We start from the raw sequence: 21,351 nt of genomic DNA, 5'->3' as shown, positions 1-21,351 counted from the left end.
TAAATGGCCAAGCTGGTTATTTGGTAAAATTGTTAATAGTATTGACGGTACTTATAATTAGTAGCGGTACTGTAATAACAGTAGATAGCAGGGCAATTACCTGACTTGCTGTACTAAATTGTTTTCGACGAAGAGGATCTACTACAATAACATCATTTGGTTGCAATCTGGATAATATAGGAGATACTGGTGTCTGGGTCGTTAAGTCAACACGATAGGTTGTAGTTTTCTTTGTCAATCTATCTGATCTGATAATTCTGACAGTTTTCATATTGCCAAATTGTGTTACCCCTCCAGATTTTGCTATTGCATCTGTAAGAGTTATATATTCATTTTCTACCTTTAAAATTCCTTGTGATCCTACTTCTCCCAAAACAGTTATAGAATAGTTAAGTATTTTAATATCTACACTAATTCCATTATCTGCAGTAATAATATACTTTGCCAACGCTGATTTCAAAGTATCTGCAGCTTGATCAAGTGTTAAACCTGCAACTTTTACTTTTCCAACATAATGTAATTCAATTTCTCCATTTTTATCTACTAGAATTCCAGCCCCATAAGCTGCCCCTGCTGAAGCACCACTTGCATTTACAGGAGTATTAAAAGGGCTTAATACATTTTGACCTTCTTCATTGATAAAGCCTGTCATCTTTAGTGCCAAAATGTCAAATGGAGCTATTGTGAACTCATAATCTTGGTTCAGATAGGTAGAGTCCGGTGCATCTGCTGCTGTTTTCTGAAAGTAGACAACTCTTTTATATGGAATGCAACCAAAAGATGATATAAGTAGAACTATAAATAGAAACCAGATGTAATATTTCATAAATAAGCTATATGCTTCAAACTCTCAATCAATAGAATGTGATAGACAAATGTATGACAAAAAAACGATTCTCAGGTAATTGTATTACTAATCTGAATAAATCCCTGTATTTTGATTCTTAAATGAGCATTATTTTTGTTGCTTTGTTAATTGTTTGTGAAAATTTACATCTTACCGATTTTACCTTTTTATGGATATAACACGTACAGAACTTGCTTCATTAGGAGAGTTTGGACTCATAAATCACATAAACTCACGTTTCTCATTGCAAAATCCTGAGTCAATTAAAGGTATAGGCGATGATGCTGCTGTAATTGCACAGGATGCAACACATTACACACTTCTTTCTACAGACATGTTGGTAGAAGGCGTACATTTTGACCTTAGTTATACGCCATTACCTCATTTGGGTTTCAAAGCTGTAGCCGTAAATGTCTCGGATATTGCAGCAATGTATGGAATCCCTAAACAGATTGTTATAGGATTAGCTGTAAGTAACAGGTTTTCTGTAGAAGCTATAGATGCCTTTTATGAAGGTGTAAAAGCAGCCTGCGATACCTTTAAAGTAGATTTGATTGGAGGAGATACTACCTCTTCCCGTTCAGGATTGGTTATTTCAATATCTGTTGTGGGTGTGACAGAACATGATAAGGTAGTCTATCGCAATACTGCCAAACCTACTGATATTGTTTGTGTGACAGGCGATCTGGGGGCTGCCTATCTTGGATTGCAAGTTTTGGAACGAGAGAAACAAGTGTATATGCAGGATCCGTCTATGCAGCCAGAGTTAACGGGTCGGGAATACATTTTACAACGCCAGTTACGCCCTTCTGCTCGTATGGATATTATTCATGAACTCCGTGAAATGAGTGTTGTTCCGACTGCTATGATCGACGTATCTGATGGTGTTGCTTCAGATATTCTGCATATTTGCAAACAATCGAATGTTGGAGTTGCCTTGTTTGAGGATAAAATCCCCATTGATGCTACAGCCTACGATACAGCCTTAGAATTAAAGTTAGATCCGATTACATGTGCTTTGAATGGGGGTGAAGATTATGAACTGTTGTTTACCATACAGCAGTCTGACTATGAAAAAATAAAAAATCATGCAGATATTTCACTTATTGGATATATACAGGAAGCAGCAAAAGGCAATGAACTGGTAACAAAATCCGGTAATCGAATCGCTCTTCAAGCTCAGGGATGGGTTCATTTTTAATATAACTAGATCTTTCGAGTTTTATTGATTCATAATCACAACTGAACTTGTGACTTGAATAAGAGTTATTTTAAAATATTAATGGCCCTTTCTCTTTGACAAAGAAAGGGCTTCTTTATCTATATGTTATCCTAAAAAATTAGGACGAATATTTTTTTTCTTTGAAAGGTCGTATTTTTCAGAGGGCATTGTACTTTATTGCCTTAAACAGAAATTGTTATGGTGCGTATTTTTTATAAACAGGGAAGGTTTATTCAGAAAGAAACGGATCTGCGGGAGTTGAGTCACTTGGAAAATATTCTTTGGATTGATCTGCAGGGGGCAACTCGTGATGATGAAGAATGGATTGAAACGAAGTGTAATGTTAGCTTTCAGACACCTCAGGAGATTGTTGAAATCGAGAGTAGTGCCCGTTATTTTGAACAAAACAGCACCATCAATGCCAACTCTAACTTTTTACAGCCAGATCACAATGGCTATCATCTGTATCCGGTTTCCTTTATGCTGCGAAACAATATTTTGTTTACGTATCGTACAGGAGACTCCAAAACTTTTGCTGATACGGTTCGAAAAATGAAGGTGAATGCAGAAATGTTTTCTACAGGAGATGATGTGTTTCTGACCTTACTGGAAACTCGAATCGAATCAGATGCTGATTTGCTGGAAGGTATTTCCCGGGAGATTACAGTGATGAGTAAAAAATTGAATCTGGAGAAGAAGCCTAACGAGAGTTACGTTTTGAAAATCAGTGAATTGCTGGAATATGCCATGATGGTCAGAGAAAGTACCATTGATAAACAACGGGTAATGTCTGCTGTGCTGCGTAGTGCGTTATTTTCAGACTATCATAAAGAAAGATTACGCATTATTCTGAAAGATATTTCTTCTCTTCTGGAGTATGCTACTTTTAATTTTGAACGACTAGAGTATCTGCAAGATACTATCACAGGACTTATTAATCTGGAGCAAAACCAGATTATCAAAATATTCACAGTATTTACAATAGTTTTTCTTCCTCCAACATTAATTGCAGGCATTTTTGGGATGAACTATCAGGCATTACCTACATCTGGAAAAGAATGGGGATTTTATTTTGCCTTATTACTAATGATTTTATCCTCTGCCTTTATCCTGTACTTTTTTCGCCGAAAACGCTGGATTTAATTCCCCGGCTACTTATACCTTTACCTGATGAATGTAATTTTACCATTGCATTCATTGGTGCTTTCCTAAACTTTACTAGATTCTTAAAACTAATTTTAATCTGTCATTAACAGATTATTAGATATTAATCAGCTATCAGATGAAAAAAGCTTTTCTATTTGTAGCTTGTGTATTGACTATTCAACAATATGTTAATGCTCAAGATACTACACAGGTTTCCCATTCAGCTAGTCCTTCGGTTGCATCTAAAGAAAAAGACGCTTTAAAGTTTAATCTGAATGAAAATGGTTCTCATTTTTTTCAGGTTACTTTTTTAAATCAAACTTGGGTGAGATGGAATCAGAGTAATCCTGGTACTATGGTAGATGGCATGGCAAAGTCAAATACGTTTGATATTGGTTTGCGTCGTACGCGTATTCAGATGTTTGGACAGATAACCGATAATGTATTTGTGTATTTTCAGTTTGGACAAAACAACTTTAACTCACAGTATAATTATAATTCCTCAGGTGGACTTAATCGTAAGAATGCGCCTTTCTTTCATGATGCTGTTGGGGAATATAAAGCTACCAAAGGAAATCAGTTGAAGTTAGGGGGAGGGCTGACAATTGTGAATGGTCTTTCCCGCTTTTCCCAGCCTAGCGTAAGCAGTATTATGACACTGGATGTACCTGTCTTTGCGCAGGCTACTGTAGATCAGACAGATCAGTTTTCCCGTAAACTAAGTATATATGCTCGTGGGCAGATTGGGAAATTTGACTATCGTGTAGCTATTAGTGATCCGTTTCCTGTTTTGAGTAATGGATCTACTGCTTCTAAACCTACTGCTAATGCTACATTTGCACAAAAAGGGCACTCTCATCAGTTTCAGTCTTATCTGATGTACCAATTCTTCGAGCATGAGTCACATACCACTCCAGGGTATATGACAGGCACTTATCTAGGTAAGAAAAAGATATTTAATTTAGCTGCAGGAATTATTACACAGCCTGATGCTATGTGGTATGCAGAAAGTAATGGGGATACAACATATACTAAAATGCTTCTGTGGAGTGTAGAGTCATTCCTGGATATGCCTCTGAATAAATCGAAAGGAACTGCTTTATCTGCCTATGCAGGTTTCTTTAGCACCAATTATGGCCCTAATTATTTACGTTTCAATGGTAGCATGAATCCTGCTACTAGCAGTAATGCAACAAATGCGATTTCAGGAGCAGGAGGAACATATGGTAATGCATTTCCTATGTTTGGAACCGGTAAAGTATTTTACAGCCAATTGGGATATCTGTTGCCAACCAGTTTACTTGGAGAGAAACATGGGCAATTGATGCCTTATGCAACGTGGATGCATGCCAGTTATGACAGATTGAATGGTAAGCCAATGGATGTAATTGATATTGGATTGAATTGGTTGATTAAAGGACATAATTCCAAGCTTAGTCTTGACTATCAGAATCGTCCCACATATCAAACTGATTCAAATGGAAATGTACAAACAGGTGATCGTAAAGGAACAGTATTGATGCAATATCAGATATTTATTTAGTATAGAAGTAGAAAAATAAATAGCTCCAGCCTGTAACAGGCTGGAGCTATTTATTTTTAATTGATTTTTAATCTGTATTTAATTCGAGTTTAATAGTACAAAAGCACATTTGTAGTGTCATAGCAGAAAAACCCTTACAAATAATCTTAGGTTGAAATGCGCCAACAAACAATGAAAAAATCAGAGCCTGTTGTGATTCCCAAAGATGGTTTGGGTGGGTTGCAAGAGAACGTCAACTCTGATGTTTTATCAGGATTTTTGGTGTTTCTATTGGCATTACCTCTAAGTCTTGGGATTGCAAAGGCAAGTGATTTTCCTCCAATATATGGTGTGATTACAGCTATAATAGGAGGTATTGTTGTAAGTCTGTTTGCGGGGTCTCCTCTGACTATCAAGGGACCTGCTGCCGGGTTGATTGTAATCTGTACTGGAGCTGTAACTGAGTTTGGAGGCGGTGAACATGGATGGCATTTGGCTTTAGGTGCAATCGTTGTGGCAGGAGTAATACAGGTTGTTTTAGGCTTTCTGAAACTTGGTAAGTATTCTGATTTTATTCCAGTATCAGCTATTCATGGTATGCTGGCAGCTGTAGGGATCACGATTTTTGCCAAACAGATTCACACCTTACTAGGTGCTGATCCCAAAGATCTGGAAGGATTAAGCTCGATTGCTTTATTGGAGCGTATACCTACTAGTTTACTGGAAATGAATACTTCTATTGCCATGATTGGTATTATAAGTTTACTGATCATGTTTGGAATGCCATTGATCCAGAATAAGATAATTAAAAAGATTCCTGCTTTTCTTATTGTCTTATTGGTAAGTATTCCAATGGCAATCAGTATGGATTTTAAAAATACCCAACCTGGTTTTTCACTTGTAAAAGTTGGAAATCTGGTAGATAGTTTGAGCCTGAATGTAGATTTTTCAGGGATTCAGATGACAGGAGTATTTGTGAAATATGTGATTCTCTTTGCTTTTGTTAGTACCATAGAGTCTGTTTTGACTGTCAAGGCAATAGATGGTTTGGACCCCTATCATAGAAAGTCTGATATTGACAAAGATATTCTGGCAATCGGGATCGGAAATGTTGTATCTGGTTTGCTGGGAGGATTGCCGATAATATCGGAGGTGACCCGTAGTGCTGCCAATGTGAATAATGGAGCCAGAACCCGCTGGGCTAATTTTTTTCATGGTTTGTCATTGCTTGTGTTTGTCTTGTTGGCTACTCCTGTTATTGAAATGATCCCTAATGCGGCATTAGCTGCAATGTTAATATTCATTGGTTATCGGCTGGCCTCTCCAAAAGAATTTCGTCATATGTATGAAATTGGCTGGCAGCAATTGGTTGTTTTTCTGGCAACAATTATAGTTACGTTGGTAGAAGGATTACTAATAGGTGTATTGGCGGGTATCGCAATCAAACTTTTTCTAAACCTTTTTCTAGGGAAAACACAACCTAAAAATATTTTCAAAGCTCAGATTTTACACTCCAATCATGGTACTCGTCATGAGATCAGATTGTCTGGTTCTGCTACATTTAGCAACTATCTGAGTATTAAAAAGGAAATTGACAAGATTCCTACAAATAACGATGTGATTGTTGATTTATCAGGAGTGACTCTGGCTGATCATACAGTGATTGCTAATCTGGAGGCTTTAGGGAGAGATTTTCAGGCTGGAGGCGGTCAATTTTCTATCATTGGCCTAGAAGAATTACAATCGTTAGGACATACAGATTCTTCTACTCATCGTAAAGTAAATATAGCACGTATGCATATGGGTTAAATAAAATATTTTATCCAAAATATTTAAATGTACAGTACCCTTTTGAAGCAAGACCCAAAAAAACTTTCTTCTTTGAAGAAAGTTTTTTTTATTTTGACCCTAATTAGCCTAAGACCTCTATATGAAGATACTTGTAATTGAAGATGAACCCAAAGTAGCCTCTTTTATCCAAAAAGGATTGGAAGAACAAACATATGATGTAGAAATAGCTTTTGATGGGTTTATTGGGCAAAAGATGGCTCTAAGCGCCTCCTATGATGTAATCATTATGGATGTGAACCTACCACAGATCAATGGATTTGAGTTATGTAAGAATCTTAGAAATAATCATTTAAGGACTCCTATTCTCATGCTTACCGCCTTTGGGACTACTGATGATAAGCTCACAGGGTTTGATGCCGGAGTAGATGATTATATGGTTAAACCATTTGAATTCAGAGAATTGCTAGCTCGTATTAAAGCCTTATACAAACGTAGCACAGATGCTGGAAGTTCTAGTAATATTCTCAGAGTTGCAGATCTTGAACTCAATACAGATGATAAAAGTGTGAAACGGGGAGGGAAAAAGATCGATCTGACTGCAAAAGAATTTGGTTTACTGGAATACTTTATCCGAAACAAAGGTAAGGTTGTTTCCAGAGTTGATATTGCTGAAAAGGTATGGGAAATTACCTTTGATACGGGTACTAATGTGATTGATGTGTATGTGAATTTTTTGAGAAAGAAAATTGATAAAGATTTTGAACCCAAATTAATTCATACTGTAGTGGGTATGGGTTATATTCTTAGAGAAGAGTAAAGCTGGCTTTTAGAGGTTGTCTACAGTATTTTATAAAGGCTGCAAAATATACCCGTTGAGCCTCTTTGACTAGTATTTTAGACTACCTCTCACATTTTGAGTGGTATAACACCAGTTTGTTAACGATGTATGAAGATCCGGACCCGAATAGCCTACCTTTTTGCTGTTATTGTAGCTTCTTTATTGCTGGTATTCTCTGTGGGTATTTACTATTTTTCCGCTGATTACAGAGAACGTGAGTTTTATGAACGTTTGAGAGAGAAGGCAATCACTACAGCCAGGTTGTTATATGAGTCCAATCAGAAAATTACTCCCCAAACACTCAAGCTAATAGATGAACAGGATAAGGTTGTCTTGTTTGAAGAGAAGGTAACAGTATTTGATGATAAAAACACTCTGATCTATTATAACCATCCGTATCCGGAACCTATAGACCCTCATATTCTAAGTCAGATATACAATGCCAGGGATAAGGAAATTAAACGGAGGAAAGGCGAGGTAGAATCTTTGTATAAATATTATCCGGAAAAGGGAAAAAATCTCATTGTGGTTGTCACTGCAATAGATCAGTATGGATTAAGTAAGCAAAACTTCCTGATTACTATTTTGTCTGTTGGTTGGTTTGTTGGCGTATTAGTAATTGTATTTGCGGGTTGGGTCTTTGCCGGAAATGCGCTGGAGCCCATTGCAGATGTTATATTTCAGGTTGAACAGATTGACTCTACAACCTTGGATAAACGGCGGGTGCAAACTGAAAATGACAAAGACGAAATTGCACAGTTAGCACAGACATTTAACCGAATGCTGGACCGGCTACAGGAATCGTTTTATATTCAGAAAAGCTTTGTTGCTAATGCATCCCATGAATTGCGTACACCTTTAACAGTTATGCGTGGTCAGATAGAGGTAACTTTACTGCATGAAAGAACCAATCAGGAGTATGTGAAATTGCTGAAATCTCTCTATGAAGATGTAACCGGAATGACAGATCTTACGAATGAGTTACTGGATCTGGCACATGCAAGTTCTGATCTGACTACCTTACCATTCGAAAAGAAACGGATTGATGAGATAGTATTGCAGGCAGAAGCAGATTTGTTACGAAAAAAGCCTGACTATGATGTAATACTGGATTTTGCAGAACCACCAGAAGAAGAAGAGTATTTTGAATTAGTGGTTAATGAAAGGCTATTGAAAAATGCCTTCATTAACATTATGGAAAATGCCTGCAAGTTTTCTCCTGATTATACAGTATCTATTAAAATATTCTTTCAGGAGGATAAAATCATACTGCAATTTACAGATAAAGGGATTGGAATTCCGGAGGCAGAGATACCTTATATTTTTGAGCCTTTCTTTCGCTCTAAAAACGCCAATAATATCTCTGGACACGGATTAGGGCTTCCTCTTACTGCCAAGATAATAGAAATACATCAGGGAAGGATTCAGGTGTTTTCAGTGGTAAATGAAGGAACTACTTTTATCATAACCTTATTTCGGAAAGAGCCTGTGAAAAAGGAAATAGATAAATAAAGAAAAAGCGCTGTTGGAAGACAGCGCTTTTTCTTTTAAGTGTACTTTACAAGAAATTAGATGCCTACATAATTAAAAGGTGTCAATGTCTTTAGTTCTTTTTTGATAGTATCCTGAACAGTCAGCTGATCTATAAATGCATGTATACTCTCCTGAGTAATTTTCTCGTTATTCCGAGTTAATGCTTTTAGGGCTTCATATGGTTTAGGATATCCTTCCCGACGTAAGATTGTTTGAATACCCTCTGCTACCACTGCCCAGTTATCCTGTAAATCATCGCGTATGGCTTTCTCATTTACCTCGATTTTGCCTAATCCCCGACGCAGTGATAAATAAGCCACTACTGAGTGTGCTATAGGCATTCCAATGTTACGAAGTACTGTTGAATCTGTAAGATCCCGTTGTAAACGGGAAATAGGTAGTTTGGCTGCTAGATGTTCATAAATAGCATTCGCAAAGCCCAGATTACCTTCTGCATTCTCAAAATCAATCGGATTAACCTTATGTGGCATGGCAGAAGAACCCACTTCTCCGGCTTTGATTTCCTGAATAAAATATTCCATGGAAATATATTGCCAGAAATCACGAGCCAGGTCAATCAGAATCGTATTAATACGTTTCAACGTATCACACAAGGCTGCCATAAAATCATAGTGCTCTATCTGAGTTGTATATCGGCTACGTTGTAATCCTAACGTCTGATTTACAAATTTATCTGCAAACTTCAGCCAGTCAATTTCAGGATAAGCTATTGCATGTGCATTGAAATTGCCTGTTGCTCCTCCAAACTTGGCTGCGTAGGGTACATTATCCAGTGCTATAATTTGTTTTTCAAGCCGCTCACAAAAGACCAGTACTTCTTTACCTAACCGGGTAGGTGAGGCTGGTTGTCCATGGGTACGGGCCAGCATAGGGATGGTATTCCAGTCTTCTGCTAATGCATACAAGGTGTGAAGCACCTCAAAGATTTGTTTCTTTACTTCCTGCTGGATTGCTTCCTTCAACAGAAGGGGGATAGCTGTGTTATTGATATCCTGAGATGTAAGGCCAAAATGAATAAACTCTTCATATTTGGAAACGTCTAATGCTGATAATTTACTTTTGATAAAGTATTCTACAGCTTTGACATCATGATTGGTTTCTTTTTCTATTTCCTTGATGCGTATTGCATCTGCTTCACTAAAGTTGAGATATACATTACGCAATAAGGCATAGGTATCTTTCGGAAAATCAGCTAGCTGGGGAAGAGGTAGTTCACACAATGCAATGAAATACTCAATTTCGATTCGTACCCGATAACGCATCAAGGCTGCTTCTGAGAAAAAAGTTTTTAAAGAGGCAGTATGATTGGCGTAACGTCCATCAATAGGGGATATAGCATTTAGTTGAAATGAGTTCATGCAATGTATGACAATAAGTGAGTAAAGAATAATGCATAACTTTGGCAAAATATCATTTTTATAAAGTTACGCGAATGAAAAATAGGTAAAAACCTTACGTTTATTAGGGATATACAAACGCTTGACTAGATTAATCAAACACTCTTTTTCCGGCTTTTATAGCTATGCATCAGGTTAGTTTTATTTGGTTCGCTCAATGGTATATCGTACTAATTGTTCAAGTGCCTGGCGATTCTCCGAATCTGGCAATGTATGCAAGATATCCAGTGCTTCAGTTTGATACCTTTGCATTACCTGGGTAGCATATTCAATACCACCACTCTCTTTAACAAAAGCAATAACCTCTGCTACTTTTTTGGGTTTATGGCTTTGGTTTTTAATAGTATAAATAATCTCTCGCTTTTTCAGCCATGATGCTTTACTCAGTGCATAGATAAGAGGAAGGGTCATTTTCTTTTCCTTGATATCTATTCCCAGCGGCTTACCAACCTCCTGATTGCCATAATCAAAAAGATCATCCTTGATCTGAAAGGCAATACCTACCTTTTCTCCAAATATCCGGGCTTTCTCAACTGTAGAGTCATCTGCTGCAACCGAACTGGCACCTACTGCACAACAGGCTGCAATTAGGGAAGCTGTTTTCTGCCGTATCACTTCATAATAAATCTCTTCATTAATATCCAGACGCCGTGCTTTCTCCAGTTGTAACAACTCGCCCTCACTCATTTCCCGTACTGCCTGTGATACAATGCGCAATAATTCATATTCCTTGTTGTCTACTGCCAGTAACATGCCACGGGAAAGTAATACATCTCCTACCAAAACAGCTATCTTGTTTTTCCAGAGTGCATTCACTGAAAAGAACCCTCTACGATAATTGGAGTCGTCTACTACATCATCATGAACCAGCGACGCTGTATGAAGAAGCTCTATCAAACCTGCTCCCCGGTAGGTGGATTCGGTAACCTCCCCACAGGTCTTGGCTGTGAGAAAAACGAACATGGGGCGAAGTTGCTTTCCTTTTCGTTTAACAATATAGTTCATGATCTGATCAAGCAACATCACATTGCTTTTCATGAACGAACGAAACTTGAGCTCAAAAAGCTCCATTTCGACTGTAATCGGGGCTTGTATAGTTTTAATGTCTGCCATTTGGATTCGGCCTGCAATCTACACGAAAGACTGGTGTTTTCAAATTATTGATTTCTCTCGCAAAGGTAACGATTTGTTGGGTTAAAAGGTTTGAGGATGATTGAAGTTTTAAAATTATTTGAAAGAAAATTTCCATCTCTACATATTTTAACTTTTCATATGAATTTATTGTGCCAGAAATACGTATTAACGCATGGCTAGGAAAGTAAAATACCTACCCCGTGAGAGATAGGTATTGGTTGGTAATCGCTGGCTTTCAGAACTAAATTTTCCTGTATTCTTTAGTCAAGATGCGTTCTTAATTCTGATTAGAGGTTCCCAGTGGATCAATAAATCGTTTGTCTGTAACAAATGTATTGTCTGTTAGGGTTCTCAGAAAGGCAATTAGATTGCTTTGTTCGGTAGCTGTTAATGGAATACCTACTGCATCTCCTGAAATCAGAGCTGCATCCAGTGTGGCTGACCGTTTTACGCCAGACGTGTAATGAATCAATACTTCTTCCAGTGTTGTAAACCGTCCATCATGCATATATGGAGATGTTCGTTCTACATTGCGAAGAGAAGGAACTTTAAATTTACCTCTATCTGATACATTGTTGGTAATCAGTTCCCGTCCGTAATCTGCAGGCGTTTCATCCAGGCCATTGTTCCGATAAGAGTGGTCTGTAAACAGATCGGTGGCATGACAGGTAGCACATTTCTGTTGAAATAACTGTAAGCCTGCTTTCTCTGTATTCGTTAACTGAACGTTATTTTCTCCCCTCACATACTGGTCATAGCGCGAATTGGAAGAGATCAGCATACCTGTAAACTGAGCTATTGCCCGAAGCACAAGCTGGGAAGTGATAGAGTCTGTGTTAAAAACTTCCTTAAACTTCTGTTTGTAGGTTGGGTTATTATTCAGCTTGGTCAATATGTTTGCCAAGGATTCGTCCATTTCTTGCGTATTCTGAATCGCATTGAGAGGAATCAGTTCGATGTGATTTACTCCTCCATCCCAGAAAAACTCAGGTTGAAAGGCCAGATTCTGAATAGCTGGTGCATTGCGGCTCCCCAGCCGGTCATGTACACCATGACTCACATCATGTCCATGATCTGCAAAAGCAAATGTTTGCCGGTGACAGGTGCCACACGCAATGGCACCTGTACTGGAAAGACGTGGTTCATAGAATAATAATCTACCCAGTTCGAAACCTTCCTCCGTAATAGGATTATCTGCAAAGGTAAATACTGGAGCAGGGAAGTTAGACGGTACCTCCAGGCTAAATTCCGTGGATGGGTCAACAGATGATTTGCCATTGCATCCACTGAAAGACAGAATAGATACAGACACTACAAATATAGTCAGGCGGAGTAGGGTATGTATGGTAACTTTCATAGCGATTAAGGGGTTCCGGTCTGAATAGAAACAATGGAAAACATATCACTATAGTTGTCTGCTATATCAGCTGTTTTAGGTTCTGTCATAAGTGCTGGTGTTTCTGCAAATTTAATCAGATTTGGGGTTTGAAATAGTTGTCCTACATCTGTTTGAAAATGAATGGAAGAGGTACTGTCACTTTTGATGTATAATTTATTACTAACTAATGAGAATGCTGCCGTGCGAATATTATTTGGATTCTGAAATCCTCCGATATGGTATTCGATTCGGTTGCCACTGGCTGTAGAAGATGGAGAGGTTCCTTCCATTTTGACAAAGATATAGCCAGTCTTCCAGGACCAGAACATATCATTTAAGGCATCCAAGGCCCCTGTCTGGGCTCCTGATACATTGCGTGTGCTATCTACTCCAATCATAAAGTTGACACCTGTGTATGTACCAATAGGAACATTGGGTATAGTGAATGTTTTGCTGGCAGAGTCTCCTTCATTAACCAGGTAATAACTTTCGGGTTGTGCATATTCAGAACCGTCTGCGCGAATAAATTTAATATTGGAAACGTAATATTTGAAAGTTTTCACATAAAAGGATTCTCCTGCTGCATTGGTGTATTGTGTAGCATTCAGAGCAAGAGGTAATGAACCTACAACATGCGTAAATTGAAATTGCACTTGTCCGGTAGGGGTGACATCATCAGTATGGTTACAGCTGATCAGGCAAAGTATAGATATACTAAGGACCAAACCTCTGCTGAACCTGGAAAAGAAACAGGTTTTCATAAAAATAACTGTAAGAGGTATACTAATTGTTTTTCTAATAACAGACAATCTGTAATGTAGATTATACTGTTTATTGAAGTTTTGTGTATAAGTATGTGTGGTTGAAAGATAATCTTTACCTGATTTTATTGAGGTGGTTGAAATACATCAAAGGTGTAGGAATCACAAACTGTAAGCAGGTAATACATGACTACTGATCTTGTATACTGTGTGACAAAATGATAGGTAGAATAGATAAAAAGAGGAGTATAAAAAAGAATAAGCGATTGTCTTTTAATGGTTGATGTATTGCGTTGATGTTGTTCTTCTGCCTTTTTTAACTTCTTGGCCAGATAACATTTTCCATTACACTTCATGTAAGGCTTTGTTTTGTTAATACAGACAGTGTTTGCAATAACTTTCTGATTGATATAAAAACTGGCTACTATACCCATCCGGCTAAAGCTCTGAAGCAATAGTGAAAACAGCAAAAGTGGTATGAGTAGTTTACGTAACATGCAAGGGTGATAGAGCCTCAAATATATTGTCTGTGCTGGAAAGCACAATCTTTATCTCATTTATTGTTTTAAACATCGTATTTAAAACAAGGAATTATATACCTACCGTAAGGCCTTAGTAACCATAAGCTTACTTTTCTAGTATAACGCTGGAAAATTGTTCCATCCTATCTAACGTAAAAGTTACAAAACCATTGTTCCAGGTAAAGGGAATTGCTTTACGGGAAGATAAAAGAAATAAGGAGTTCGGTTTAAAATCTGTTTTTACCTTGAACGTAAGGCCATAAACGGTTAATGGTGTAAAATAAGTGTTTCCACTAAAACCTGTGAGGTTGACCAGATGAAGAATGTATCCGTCTTCGGCCTGTCTGGTCAGGTTTTCGGGTAGATTCTTTCTGAACTTTTGTAAGATGGTTTCGATACGTGGATGGGCATTGGTTTGAACGAGTTGGTTTACTTCAGGAAAGAGATAGTCGATCACATCTAGTAAGATATTTTTATGTTGTTCATAACCATGTAAATAATACAATCTTCCCAGATTGATAGGTAGAATAACCGCTTTGCTGACCGGGTGTTTTTTTACTGCCATTGCATGATAGCCGGAAGGTTGGTGACCTCCGATAATCTCCGGGGGGCCAGGGCGTCCAGGTGTCAAAATAGGCAGAAATACAGAGTCGGCTTTTGCCATAGTGTATAGTCCAAGATTAAATTTCCAGAATAACATCTTTTGCTGGTCAAAGTGTTTGAATAGTTGTTTGTTATCTGGAGCAAGGTAATATCCACTGCCATCGGGATAGTTTGTGACAGGTGTTACGCCAAATACACTTTCCAAGGTTTTTGGGTGATCGGTTAGAGATCGGTTGGTGGCGATCAGATGCATTCCCTGCTGGCAGGCTTTAGTGATGGCTGCCAATGATTTTTCATTGAGGTGAATGATATCCGGAAGAATCAGAATCCGATACTTTTGTAAGCTTGCTTCCAGTTCCCCCACTTGTGCATCTTCCAGGATGTCATATTGTATATGCGCTTCTTTAAGCATTAGCTGGATACCTCTGTACTCCTGAGCTGGTTCGCCAGACGGCCAGGCTCCGGGAGCTACAATGGCTACTTGAGCAGGGGAGGTATAGTTGCCAAAATACGGTTCGTGTTTTTTATGAAATGCATATACTTCTTTGATAATGTCGTAGTTACGTTCATCCTCATAGTTCTGGAAATCGCCCATCAGACTTATATCCAGGCCAGAGCCATTGGCTATATTTTCGTATAATCGTATGGCAACTTCTTCGGGTTCTATGGCGTTGTATCTGGACTGAAAGGAGATCTGCTGTATACTGGCATTGCTGATAATATGATCCGGAAACGAATTACGGGCATTGCTGACATTGTCAGAAGCGGTATATGGCCAGTAGGGGATAGAGGAAGTTGCCTGTGATTCGTGTCGGATGATGTCTACATACTTATCAGAATACGTGCAAATGGCAATCTGCTTGTTCTTTGATTTGACCAGGGTGTGCAGGCGTTGGATAATTTCATCGGCTGTGAACTTTTTGAATTCTTCGTATTTCTGAAATACAGGGTCATTTTTATCTTCTGTAACAGGTAATGTCATGCCACCACTAAATTTAGCAAAACGTTGTTTGTCATAGTCATTCTGGTCAATGCCGTAATACTTGTTTATATACGAATTGCGTGTCTGATAGCCTGGCATGTTGATGAAGATGCCATCAATAGGATAGAGCGTCATTACTTCTTCAACTATTTTAAACAGACATTCCTGTTCATATGGTGCATTGATAGAGATCACATACATGTTGTTGTTTATCATTCGTTCGCCTTTGGAGGAGATATAAAACCAGTCCGGATGGGCTTTATATATACTTTCATGCGCCCTGCTGAAATCAAACCGAACAATAACCCGGATACCTGCCCGATGACATTTAGTGATGACATCCCCCAGCATATTCTCCTTCATATAGGGATTAGTATAATGGAAGGGTAGTTTGGTGGGATAGAATGCCATTATACCCCCTGCATTGATCAGAAGGGTATTGGCTGAGAAGCAGGTGAGAGCAGACAGCAGGGAGTCAGTATTGAGTCCTGCTTCGTAGTCCGGAAGATTGGTCTGAATGACACGCAGATTGTTCGCCTTCCACCACGGAAGGGTATCAGGCCACTGAATGTTTGTTGGCTGGAAAATGGATGTATGAGCTTTGGGAAGGGTGCAACTGATGCATATGAAAAATAAGAGTACCAGAATGTATAGATTGCTTTCTTTCATGTTTTCTCTGTTTGCACACAAGTTACTACTATAAATGGGCTAATTGTAACTATGTATAGCTTTCATACAGCTGCTGCCACTAATTTAATTTCAAACAACCTTGTTTTTGTAAGTAAGAGGAGGCGAATTTTAACTAAACCTTTTCTAAATACTCGACTATTGCATTTTAGTAAACATGAATCATCCCGGATTTTGAGTAAAAGATGTCATTGAAAAAGCAATAACAAATGTCACAAAGAGAGCAAAGATGACTTCAATCGCGAACGGAAGTGTAGGTGCGTAGGGATAAAAATTCCGCGGGCCTAGCGTTAGCCCTGAGCGGCGAAGCTTTGGAATTTTTTGCCCTTTTTTGCTCACACACAAATCTGGCTCACCAAATTCTCATTTGGTGCCCTGTTTTTTGGGCAAGCAAAAAACGAAGAGGTCTGTGGAAGAGAAAAGTAAATGGCAATAAACAAACACAGAAAGAGATATTTCTCAAAAATTAACCCAAGCCCATACTTTTCAAAAACATAGACTTGGGCTTTATTTTCATCCAAAATTAGAGATAACACATATTTACTACTATGTATAAACTTTTCTTTCACTTTTTTAATCTCTCTGACCACATTGGTATAGAGAGACTACCTACTGATATAGGGGAGATAAAGTAGGGTTTCCAGCTAAGATTGCTAAATGCTTAACATCCCGTTGGTTTTCCAATGCGGCAGGTAAACTCCTGTTTCACTTTGATACCCTTTGCATTTTGTGCAGGTTTCCACTTAGGCATCTGGGTAATGCTATCAAGAAGCAACTTATCTATTTCAGATTTACCACATGTTTTGGACACCTTTGCATTGGTTATATCTCCTTTTTCATTTACGGTAAATGCCACTACTACAGATTGTAATTGTTTAAAAACGGTTTCGGAAATCTTATACATGATATTTCTGTTTATATAGGCAGTCAGTTGCTGATATCCACCTATGTATTGCGCTTCACTTTCTGGTACTTCCGTAGATGAGCTAGGCATGAGATTCATTTCAATCGCTTTGCCTGCTGAGGTATTGTGTATTGAGTTAGTATAGGTATGAGCAATGTCTATCACAATATTTGTCCCCAGATCTATCCAGTTTGGGATATATTTTTGTTCTGTACGTATACTATCATTTGGATGTACACCTTTCCTGGTTTCTATATTAGCAGGGGTTGTGATCTGTACCGAAACATTCCTGATTATCCAGCTTATAGGGTAATCCAGATCAGGGGCATCCTTTAGTCTTTCTTTTTTTATGGAACGAATGTATCTTCCATGAACTGTATCGCTTAGGTCGTTGGAAAATACAACGCCTGAGAGCAGGAGTAAAAGCAGGGTAATGAGACTATTTTTCATGATATGTTTTCGTAAAGGTGAATAGTTATATTCCAGATGTGTTATTTTCTCTCTTCGTTTTGTGTAGTACTTGTGAATAGCCTTTGTTAAGCTTCGATCGATAGAACAAAGGTAGTTTTGATTGAGGACTGCTTGTGTTACTGAGTAGTTATTGCCATGTTAATGACTTGTTAACGTAGGGAATATGCGCTGGAAAATGGCTAATTTTGAAATACTTCTCTGCTACTACTCTATGAAACTGAATCGGACATACCTCTTTATCTCTATTTCTTCACTGGCATTGGTCATTGTACTGATTATCCAAGTGAACTGGATAGTGCAAACGGCACAAATAAAGGAGGAGCTATTTAATGAAAAGGCAAATATGGTTCTCGCCCGGACTGTTGAAGCTCTCGCTTCTGATAAAGAGGCATGCAGGAAACTGGAAACCAGTATAGGAAAGAGTGAGATCCATAAAATAGATTCGTTGTTTACCCATTACATGAAATTTTATAACTTTCATATTGAGTACTATTTTGAGGTTAAACCTGGTCCGGTTCCATTCACAGATAATATCGGTTTTGTAAATAACCTCTATCCTGATAATCTCTATTCCAATGATATTTATGCTAAACCTGATCAGCCAGGTTGTTATAAGAAGAATCTGGAAGCAGTAGCCAATAAAAATGGGCTAGAGCTTAAACTTATTTTTCCGAAAAAAGAGCAGTTTATCCGGCAGGAGATGGGAAGTGTATTCATTACGTCTGTTATACTGCTTCTTGTTGTGCTCTTTTTGTCATGGCGAACCATTGTGTCACTGATTAACGAAAAGAAAATATCAGATCATACAACAGACTTTTTAAATAATATGACCCATGAATTTAAAACCCCTTTGACAAATATTGCCTTAGCGGGCAAGATGATTCTGAAGGCGTCTACTCATAAGCAGGAAGAACGAATGAAACATCATTCGGAAATCATACTTGAAGAGAATGAAAAACTACGGCTTCAGGTAGAACAGATGCTAAGTATGACTGCATTGGAAAGAGGGGAAATTCCTTTGCAAAAGACCGAGCTGGATGTTCATCAACTCATTACAGGGACGTTGAAATACATAAACATACAGGTTGATAACCAGAGCGGCTACTTGAAAGCAGATCTGGTTGCAGCCAGATATGTGGTCATGGGAGACAAAACACATCTTACCAATGCATTGTGCAACCTGATTGACAATGCGATCAAATATTCCGGAGAGAAACCTGAACTATCTGTTCAGACCTCAAACATAGGTCAGTATATATTCATTGCCGTTTCTGATAAGGGCATAGGCATAGAAAAGAAATACCACAAGAAAATATTTGATAAGTTTTTCAGAGTGCCAACCGGAGATGTTCACACTGTAAAAGGGTTTGGCCTTGGATTGGCTTACATAAAAAAGATAGTTGAGTTACATAAAGGTATTATTGCACTGGAGAGCGAAAAGGGGAAAGGAACTACATTTATCATCAGATTACCCTATGTCTAAAGATAAGCTTAGAATATTACTGGCAGAAGATGATCTTAACCTGGGCGTCCTTTTGATGGATTACCTGGAGACAGAAGGTTTTGATGTAAAGCTTTGTAAAGATGGAGAGTTGGCTTTAAAGGCCTTCCATTCCCATTCCTTTGATCTGTGTTTACTGGATGTAATGATGCCTTACCGTGATGGATTTTCGCTGGCAAAAGAGATCAGAACCAAGGATAAAAAGATTCCTGTCATTTTTATCACAGCCAGGTCGTTAAAAGAAGATAAATTAAAGGGCTATGATTTAGGGGCTGATGATTATATCACAAAACCCTTTGATGAAGAAGAGTTATTGTGGAAAATCAAAGCGGTTATCCGAAGGATTCCTGAGAGCGCGGGTGAGGACAAATCAGAAGTTATTTCAATAGGAAAATATACATTCAATGTCTCAAACCAATCCTTAACAATAGGTGCCAGCACAAAACGAATCACAGAAAAGGAAAGTGACATTCTCAACTATATTGCCATCCGTAGGAATAGGGTCATAAAGAGAGAAGAAATGCTCAAAGATCTCTGGGGAGAAAATGATTATTTTTTGGGCAGGAGCCTGGATGTTTTTATTACCAAAATTAGGAAATACCTCAAAGAAGACCCTGATATAAGCATTGAAAATGTTTTTAAAGTGGGTTTTATTTTTAACGTCCCTCCAAAGCAGATAGAACAATAGGTGTAGAACCGAATGCCATAATTAAGTAGTAGGATGTTAAAAATGGTAGACCTGTGTACAGCATTGATATCAAAGAATCGACTGTAGTGAAATATATGCTGGTGTAGATAGAAATGAAATAGCTACAGCTAGGTAGGTACCACTGAGTTAAGAACAAGCTTATAGGATAAAATAAAAGGCAGCCACTAACTAAATGGCTGCCTTTTATTTCTACTAGGACGAAAAATTATCTCAGGTTCCGCAGATATAGAGTATCGTCAGTTTGCTAATCGTTCATACTATATTTGTGGCGAATTAGCCTGGGAAGAAGTGGCAATACATGTCTATGACTGGATTGAACTGCAACTTCAACACTCTAATTATTCCGGAAGAAACACACTAATGCATACTATGTCCTGACTTTTTACCTTTGCCCAATACATCTAATGCTGCCCGAAAGCCCTGAGCCAGTGTCGTTGCGGGTCCTTGGCCATAATAATGCAGGAAAATCGTTCGGGGACTTTCTCCCAACATATGATGATGTAAGGCTACTACTTCCAGATTGTGTTCGCGCAACGTTTTTACTACAGTATTGACTTCGCTTTCCAGCATGGCAATATCGCCTGCAATGTGTGCCTGTTCTTTGGTTCCAGTAAAGGATGCCCAGGAATTGAGTCCGATAGCTGCCGTCATTTCAGCTCCCATGGCAGTAATCTTTACATCCTCTCTTCCTACAGTGTACTTATAGGTTGGTCCGTTTACAACTCCGGTATATTTTACAATGGCATCTAAAGCGGGCAAGTCAAAAATTTCTTTGGCTGTAGTGCCTCCACCTGCAGAAGGAACAGGTTGATTAGCAGGAAAGAGTTTGGTCTGTCCAATAGCTGCTGCAAATTTGGTTGCCAGTTCTTCTGCTGTTCCCATACCATGCAAATGCATATAAAAAACACGAGGCTCTTCATAAAAGAAATGATTGTGAATAGCACTGATTTCCAATCCACTGGCATGTGTGGCAGAAATAAGCGGATTCACTTCTTCCTGTAACAATACCGTGTCGCTCATCATGACAGTCTGTTTGCCATCAACGGTTTTCTTAAATGAGACCCAGCCTCCAAATCCAAAGGAAATAGGAACAGGTTGTCCCTTTATGGTAACTTTCAGATCGTTTCTGGGTAAAGCCACTGTATATACAGCCTGGGTCTGATTGTAGGTTCCTTTTTTGCCTAATGCTTTATCAATAGCCGCCATTTCTGCTTCTGAAATAGGAGTAGTAGCAAAAACGATATTTTCATTGGTTTGTTGGCTAGATATTGCCAGAAGGGGTGTAGTACTGCTAAGCAGGGCAGTTTGCAAAAAGTTTCTTCGTTTCATCTAGAAAGGAGTAAGGGATGTATGAACATTTTACGTCTGATAACAGAAAACAGG

Annotated in this window: 17 protein-coding genes; 8 read left to right on the top strand and 9 right to left on the bottom strand. The window is 38.4% G+C overall.

Going from position 1 to position 21,351, the window contains the following annotated elements; genetic code table 11:
- Positions 1-16 precede the first annotated feature (16 nt).
- The gene (locus tag QNI22_RS34950) at positions 17-826 is read right to left on the bottom strand and encodes a polysaccharide biosynthesis/export family protein (RefSeq protein WP_314518556.1); all 810 of its coding nucleotides are present in this window, start codon (positions 824-826) and stop codon (positions 17-19) included.
- Between the two features lie 190 nt (positions 827-1,016).
- Between QNI22_RS34950 and thiL the strand changes: the two genes are divergently transcribed.
- The 6 genes from thiL to QNI22_RS34920 all read left to right on the top strand — a co-directional run bounded on the left by thiL (position 1,017) and on the right by QNI22_RS34920 (position 8,878).
- Positions 1,017-2,048, top strand: coding sequence for a thiamine-phosphate kinase (thiL, locus tag QNI22_RS34945; RefSeq protein ID WP_314518554.1), 1,032 nt, complete (start codon positions 1,017-1,019; stop codon positions 2,046-2,048).
- A 219-nt stretch (positions 2,049-2,267) separates the two neighbouring features.
- On the top strand, positions 2,268-3,212 hold the full coding sequence (gene corA / locus QNI22_RS34940) for a magnesium/cobalt transporter CorA (protein WP_314518552.1): 945 nt from the start codon (positions 2,268-2,270) through the stop codon (positions 3,210-3,212).
- A gap of 139 nt (positions 3,213-3,351) precedes the next feature.
- Positions 3,352-4,758, top strand: coding sequence for a hypothetical protein (locus tag QNI22_RS34935; RefSeq protein WP_314518550.1), 1,407 nt, complete (start codon positions 3,352-3,354; stop codon positions 4,756-4,758).
- A gap of 171 nt (positions 4,759-4,929) precedes the next feature.
- On the top strand, positions 4,930-6,546 hold the full coding sequence (locus tag QNI22_RS34930) for a SulP family inorganic anion transporter (protein WP_314518548.1): 1,617 nt from the start codon (positions 4,930-4,932) through the stop codon (positions 6,544-6,546).
- 121 nt (positions 6,547-6,667) lie between these two features.
- Positions 6,668-7,345: a response regulator gene (locus QNI22_RS34925; protein WP_314518546.1), complete on the top strand. Its 678-nt coding sequence runs from the start codon at positions 6,668-6,670 to the stop codon at positions 7,343-7,345.
- A 129-nt stretch (positions 7,346-7,474) separates the two neighbouring features.
- A complete protein-coding gene (locus QNI22_RS34920; protein WP_314518544.1) occupies positions 7,475-8,878 on the top strand; it encodes a sensor histidine kinase in 1,404 nt (467 codons plus the stop codon).
- A 56-nt stretch (positions 8,879-8,934) separates the two neighbouring features.
- Here the strand turns inward: QNI22_RS34920 and purB are convergent, their stop codons facing one another.
- The 7 genes from purB to QNI22_RS34885 form a co-directional block, all read right to left on the bottom strand.
- Entirely contained in the window at positions 8,935-10,278 is a 1,344-nt protein-coding gene (gene purB, locus QNI22_RS34915; protein WP_314518543.1) for an adenylosuccinate lyase, read from the bottom strand.
- A gap of 180 nt (positions 10,279-10,458) precedes the next feature.
- Positions 10,459-11,430: a polyprenyl synthetase family protein gene (locus QNI22_RS34910; RefSeq protein WP_314518540.1), complete on the bottom strand. Its 972-nt coding sequence runs from the start codon at positions 11,428-11,430 to the stop codon at positions 10,459-10,461.
- A gap of 298 nt (positions 11,431-11,728) precedes the next feature.
- Positions 11,729-12,808 (bottom strand): cytochrome-c peroxidase, encoded by a 1,080-nt coding sequence (locus QNI22_RS34905; protein ID WP_314518538.1) that lies wholly within the window; start codon positions 12,806-12,808, stop codon positions 11,729-11,731.
- A gap of 5 nt (positions 12,809-12,813) precedes the next feature.
- Positions 12,814-13,482 (bottom strand): MbnP family protein, encoded by a 669-nt coding sequence (locus QNI22_RS34900; protein WP_314518536.1) that lies wholly within the window; start codon positions 13,480-13,482, stop codon positions 12,814-12,816.
- A 233-nt stretch (positions 13,483-13,715) separates the two neighbouring features.
- Positions 13,716-14,087, bottom strand: coding sequence for a hypothetical protein (locus QNI22_RS34895; protein WP_314518534.1), 372 nt, complete (start codon positions 14,085-14,087; stop codon positions 13,716-13,718).
- 130 nt (positions 14,088-14,217) lie between these two features.
- Positions 14,218-16,365 (bottom strand): alpha-amylase family protein, encoded by a 2,148-nt coding sequence (locus tag QNI22_RS34890; protein ID WP_314518532.1) that lies wholly within the window; start codon positions 16,363-16,365, stop codon positions 14,218-14,220.
- Between the two features lie 679 nt (positions 16,366-17,044).
- Entirely contained in the window at positions 17,045-17,737 is a 693-nt protein-coding gene (locus tag QNI22_RS34885; RefSeq protein WP_314518529.1) for an energy transducer TonB family protein, read from the bottom strand.
- A 232-nt stretch (positions 17,738-17,969) separates the two neighbouring features.
- Between QNI22_RS34885 and QNI22_RS34880 the strand changes: the two genes are divergently transcribed.
- Complete coding sequence (locus tag QNI22_RS34880) at positions 17,970-19,241, top strand: sensor histidine kinase (protein WP_314518526.1); 1,272 nt, start codon at positions 17,970-17,972, stop codon at positions 19,239-19,241.
- Positions 19,234-19,947, top strand: a complete 714-nt coding sequence (locus QNI22_RS34875; protein ID WP_314518523.1) for a response regulator transcription factor — start codon at positions 19,234-19,236, stop codon at positions 19,945-19,947. Before QNI22_RS34880 ends, QNI22_RS34875 begins: the two co-directional genes overlap by 8 nt.
- A gap of 378 nt (positions 19,948-20,325) precedes the next feature.
- Here QNI22_RS34875 and QNI22_RS34870 read toward each other — a convergent pair whose 3' ends face one another.
- Entirely contained in the window at positions 20,326-21,297 is a 972-nt protein-coding gene (locus tag QNI22_RS34870; RefSeq protein WP_314518517.1) for a DUF1259 domain-containing protein, read from the bottom strand.
- Between the last annotated feature and the right edge of the window lie 54 nt (positions 21,298-21,351).

Origin of the sequence: Xanthocytophaga agilis (assembly GCF_030068605.1) — a bacterium.
Lineage (GTDB): Bacteria > Bacteroidota > Bacteroidia > Cytophagales > 172606-1 > Xanthocytophaga > Xanthocytophaga agilis.
The sequence above is the reverse complement of the archived record's forward strand: the minus strand, read 5'-3'. Positions and strand labels throughout refer to the sequence as shown.

Bases quoted from the DNA above. Each gene is read 5' to 3' on its own strand.
- corA (WP_314518552.1), top strand. From the start codon at position 2,268: ATGGTGCGTATTTTTTATAAACAGGGAAGGTTTATTCAGAAAGAAACG.
- QNI22_RS34910 (WP_314518540.1), bottom strand. From the start codon at position 11,430: ATGGCAGACATTAAAACTATACAAGCCCCGATTACAGTCGAAATGGAG.
- QNI22_RS34925 (WP_314518546.1), top strand. From the start codon at position 6,668: ATGAAGATACTTGTAATTGAAGATGAACCCAAAGTAGCCTCTTTTATC.
- QNI22_RS34870 (WP_314518517.1), bottom strand. From the start codon at position 21,297: ATGAAACGAAGAAACTTTTTGCAAACTGCCCTGCTTAGCAGTACTACA.
- QNI22_RS34875 (WP_314518523.1), top strand. From the start codon at position 19,234: ATGTCTAAAGATAAGCTTAGAATATTACTGGCAGAAGATGATCTTAAC.
- QNI22_RS34885 (WP_314518529.1), bottom strand. From the start codon at position 17,737: ATGAAAAATAGTCTCATTACCCTGCTTTTACTCCTGCTCTCAGGCGTT.
- QNI22_RS34950 (WP_314518556.1), bottom strand. From the start codon at position 826: ATGAAATATTACATCTGGTTTCTATTTATAGTTCTACTTATATCATCT.
- QNI22_RS34895 (WP_314518534.1), bottom strand. From the start codon at position 14,087: ATGTTACGTAAACTACTCATACCACTTTTGCTGTTTTCACTATTGCTT.
- QNI22_RS34920 (WP_314518544.1), top strand. From the start codon at position 7,475: ATGAAGATCCGGACCCGAATAGCCTACCTTTTTGCTGTTATTGTAGCT.
- thiL (WP_314518554.1), top strand. From the start codon at position 1,017: ATGGATATAACACGTACAGAACTTGCTTCATTAGGAGAGTTTGGACTC.
- QNI22_RS34880 (WP_314518526.1), top strand. From the start codon at position 17,970: ATGAAACTGAATCGGACATACCTCTTTATCTCTATTTCTTCACTGGCA.
- QNI22_RS34930 (WP_314518548.1), top strand. From the start codon at position 4,930: ATGAAAAAATCAGAGCCTGTTGTGATTCCCAAAGATGGTTTGGGTGGG.
- QNI22_RS34890 (WP_314518532.1), bottom strand. From the start codon at position 16,365: ATGAAAGAAAGCAATCTATACATTCTGGTACTCTTATTTTTCATATGC.
- QNI22_RS34905 (WP_314518538.1), bottom strand. From the start codon at position 12,808: ATGAAAGTTACCATACATACCCTACTCCGCCTGACTATATTTGTAGTG.
- purB (WP_314518543.1), bottom strand. From the start codon at position 10,278: ATGAACTCATTTCAACTAAATGCTATATCCCCTATTGATGGACGTTAC.
- QNI22_RS34935 (WP_314518550.1), top strand. From the start codon at position 3,352: ATGAAAAAAGCTTTTCTATTTGTAGCTTGTGTATTGACTATTCAACAA.